The 4,123-nt window shown below is 43.0% G+C and carries 2 protein-coding genes; one reads left to right on the top strand and one right to left on the bottom strand.

Translation table 11 applies throughout. The features are described 5' to 3' along the window. On the bottom strand, positions 1–1,871 hold a 1,871-nt coding region (locus tag Q1V93_RS13805; protein ID WP_300665483.1), incomplete at its 3' end, for a DNA polymerase. Positions 1,872–2,265: 394 nt separating this feature from the next. On the opposite strand from Q1V93_RS13805, the gene Q1V93_RS13800 reads away from it, so the two are divergent. Beyond that, positions 2,266–3,879: a hypothetical protein gene (locus Q1V93_RS13800; RefSeq protein WP_300665482.1), complete on the top strand. Its 1,614-nt coding sequence runs from the start codon at positions 2,266–2,268 to the stop codon at positions 3,877–3,879. Positions 3,880–4,123 lie beyond the last annotated feature (244 nt).

Here is a 4,123-nt window from a genome sequence, read left to right as displayed (position 1 = left end):
TCGTTTTTATGATATTGCAAAATGTCTTCTGATGTAGCATATTGCCCCGTTTTGGTTTTCTTCGCTTTGGAAGAAATTTTCAGATGTTCAAATAACACATCTCCCAATTGTTTCGGGGAATCTACATTGAAATCCATACCTGCCAATTCTTTGATTTTCTTTTCAAGAATCTCTGTTTCTTCCGCCAGTTGTTTGGAATAAGCTTCCAGGTGCGGAGTATCAATGGCAATTCCTTCTTCTTCCATACCGGCAAGTACGGAAACCAAAGGCATTTCCATTTCATAGAACAGTTTCTTCAAATGGTCTTTCTCAATTTGTGGTGCAAAAAGCTGTTTCAACTGGAAGGTAATATCTGCATCTTCGCAAGCGTAATCACTGATTGCTTCCGGTTCCAGATCTCCCATATTTCCCTGGCCTTTTCCTTTTTTACCAATCAATGTTTCGATGCTGATCGGAGTGTAATTCAGGTAGTATTCCGCCAAAAAGTCCATTCCTTGTTTGGCTTCCGGTTGAATCAGGTAATGCGCAATCATCGTATCGAATAGAGGCCCATCGAACTGAACGCCGTAACGATGCAAAACCTGCATATCGTATTTCATATTGTGAGCGATCTTTTCGATGCTTTTGTGTTCGAAGAAAGGTTTGAATTCATCTACGATTGCCTGAGCTGCTTTCTGATCTTTCGGAACGGCAACATAATATGCTTCGCGTTCTTTGAAAGAGAAAGACATTCCGACCAAATCTGCATGCAATGCATTGATGCTCGTTGTTTCCGTATCAAAACAAACCGATTTTTCTTTGAGTAACTTAGTCAGTAAAGCTTTACGTTCTTCCGGTAAAGTCACAAGGTGATAAGAAGCTTTCTCCGTTGCGATCGTCTTCGTTCCACTGGTTGGTTGTGCTTGTTGCACTTCCACCAGGCTTTGTGTTCCGAAAAGATCCAGCTGGCCATTTTCATTAGTGGCTGCCGTAACAACAATTTCTTCACCGGTAACACGTTTTGCCAGGTTTCGGAATTCCAGGTCCGTAAAAATCTCCAGGATTGCATCTTTATCTGCCTGTTCGGCTTTCAGTTCCTCCGGGTTGAATTCTACCGGAGCATCGAGGATAATGGTCGCAAGAATTTTAGAAAGAACTCCCTGATCTTTGAAATTGATCATGTTCTCTTTCATTTTTCCTTTCAGCTGTTCCACATTTTCGAACACACCTTCCATTGAACCGTAATCCGCAATCAGTTTCTTCGCTGTTTTTTCACCAACTCCCGGAATTCCCGGAATATTATCGGCCGCATCACCCCACAATCCCAGAATATCAATGACCTGTAACGGATCGTTTACCTCAAATTTCTCACACACTTCTTTCACACCCATTACGGTAGCAGGATCTCCGCCACGACCGGGTTTGTAGATGAAAATATTGTCGCTCACCAACTGTCCGAAATCTTTATCAGGAGTCATCATGTAGGTTAAAAAGCCTTCTTTTTCGGCCAGTTTTGCCAGCGTTCCGATCAAATCATCCGCTTCGTATCCGTCAGCCATATAAATCGGAATCCGGAATGCCTGGATAATTTGTTTGATCGGCTCGATCATGCTGCGGATATCTTCCGGCATTTCTTCCCGGTGAGCTTTGTAATCTGCGAAATCCACGTTTCTGTTTGTTGCTCCTCCCGGCGGATCAAAAACGACTGCAATGTGCGAAGGTTTTTCCTTGTTCAGAATGTCGATCAAAGCATTGGTGAATCCGAATGCTGCCGAAGTGTTTTGTCCTTTGGAGTTGACACGCGGATTTTTCGCAAAAGCAAAATAAGCCCGATAAATCAATGCGAAAGCATCGAGCAAAAACAATTTTTTATCTGATTCCGGAGTAAGCATATTTTCAAGAATTGTGAAGTACAAGTTTAAGGCAATTTTGCCAATTTTCAAGAATGTTTTGTTAGTTCATAGGAGTGTTTTGATTCAAAAGGGAATTCGTTGATTGAAAATGATCCTCCCCCTTGGTCCCCCTCCAAAGGGGGAAAACCGAGATTTCTCTTTCAAACAATTCAATTTTTTCACCAGAAAATAGTATTCGGGACTAATTATCTCTTTTTAAGAGCAAATTTAATACTTCCCCCTTTGGAGGGGGACTGAGGGGGAGGATATATTTAAACCGCCACCCCTCTTAGTCTCCCCTCAAGGGGAGAAACTGAATTCAATTAACAACCCGGATTGCATAACTATTCCAGGCGGATCAACTTTCGGTTTGGCTTTCTCCGAAATTTGCCGGGTGGTCAAAGGATTTAAACTAACGGTCATTTACGGAATTGTTTTCTTGCTGGGCTACCTGGGAACAGGTATTGCTTTTCATTATCTGAAACCGGGTGTGAAAATGCTGCCGAAGTTCGTAGAGAATATCCTGGATGGCGATGAGGTCTGGAAAGTACAATATCCGGAAGAGAGAGATCTTTCGATGTTTGATCACAAAATCTATTTCCCCGAAGCCCATAATCCGGAAGAAGAGATTCTTTTCACGGATGATTATAACTCCAAAAACGGAATTTTTTGTTTCCGCGGGAATGCGCAACGAAACGCTCCCACAAGAGGTTTGTTGAAAGGAAAACCCACAAAAATCCGTTTGGATTGGGAGTTTACTACCGGTTATGACGGAAGAACAACCGAATATGGTTCGTGGGGCGGCGGTTCCGGTTGGACCGGGCAGCCTTTGGTGGTGAAATGGCCGGAGAAAATGGCGAAACGCCTGCACCAAATGAACCCGGAATATTTGAATCAAGCGAATTTCCGGGAAGTAATTGTGGGAAGTTTGTGTGGCGATATTTATTTCCTTGACTGGCTTACAGGAAAAGCCACAAGGCCACATGTCACCATTGAAAACCCGATTAAAGGAACCGTTTCTGTTGATCCGCGCATGAACGGATTACTTTACGTGGGACAGGGAATTAAGAACGGTGATCGTTTCGGAGCATATGTTTTTAACATGTTTACGGGAAAGGAAATCTTTTTCCGGAATGGTCTCGATCCGAAAGCAGGAAGAAATTGGGGCGCTTTTGACAGCAATTCACTCATTGATCCGAAAACCGGGTACTGGTTTCATCCGGCGGAAAACGGACAGATCTATAAAACGAAAGTTTTGAATAACCGGGAAATACCTACGGGCGCTGTTTTCAATTACCGCATCGGAAAGCATCCGGATCTGGGAATCGAATCGAGTTTCGGAGCGTGGAATAACCTGGGTTGGTTTGGCGATAATGGTGGAAATGTGTTTTGCCTGAACCTGATGACCTTGCAGCCGGTTTGGTATCTCGATAATTATGACGACACAGATGCATCGATGGTGATTGATTTGCAGGAAGACAACCATCCGTTTTTGTATGTTGGAAATGAAGTCGACAAACAAGGTGAAACCGGAACGGCTCATATTCGCAAGGTTGACGGATTGACCGGAAAAGAAGTCTGGAATGTGGAACGGAAATCAACGAATACCAAACTGAACGGGCGGGTGAATTCCGGAGGAGTCTTGGCTTCGGTCTTGCCGGGTAAAAAGAAAGTGAGCGGTTTGGTTTACGGAATATTCTCTCGTGTAAACGGAAGCCTGGCCGGCGAATTTGTAGCCATTGACAAGATTTCCGGAAAGGAAAAATTCTCCATTCCGATGAATTATTACAGCTGGGCTTCTCCGATTGACCTATACGACAAAGAAGGTAATTGCTATGTGTTTTTTACGGATGTTTACGGAACGATTTACCTGGTTGACGGTCTGAGCGGAGAAATCATCGTGAAAGAAAAAACCGACTGTGTTTGGGAATCTTCACCTGTTGCATGGGGAAACAGAATTGTAGTCGGAAGCAGGGGAAGAAAGATTGTGAGTTTCGTGGTAGAATAATTGAAAAGTTTAGAGAGTTCCAATACTTTTCAATTCTACATTCTCAATTTTCAATTCCAATGTTACTTTCTCAAACTTTAGCATTTCCCCTTCAACGAGTGCGAAACTAAAAATGTATCTTTGTTTCCGATGGAAAATACAAAACGCCCACTGATTTTTGTCACCAATGATGATAGTCTTCATGCCAAAGGAATCGCTTCCTTAGTTGCTGTTGCTCAGGAATTTGGTGATGTAGTAGTTATTG

It is taken from the genome of Fluviicola sp., from assembly GCF_030151805.1.
Taxonomy (GTDB): domain Bacteria; phylum Bacteroidota; class Bacteroidia; order Flavobacteriales_D; family Crocinitomicaceae; genus Fluviicola.
The sequence above is the reverse complement of the archived record's forward strand: the minus strand, read 5'-3'. Positions and strand labels throughout refer to the sequence as shown.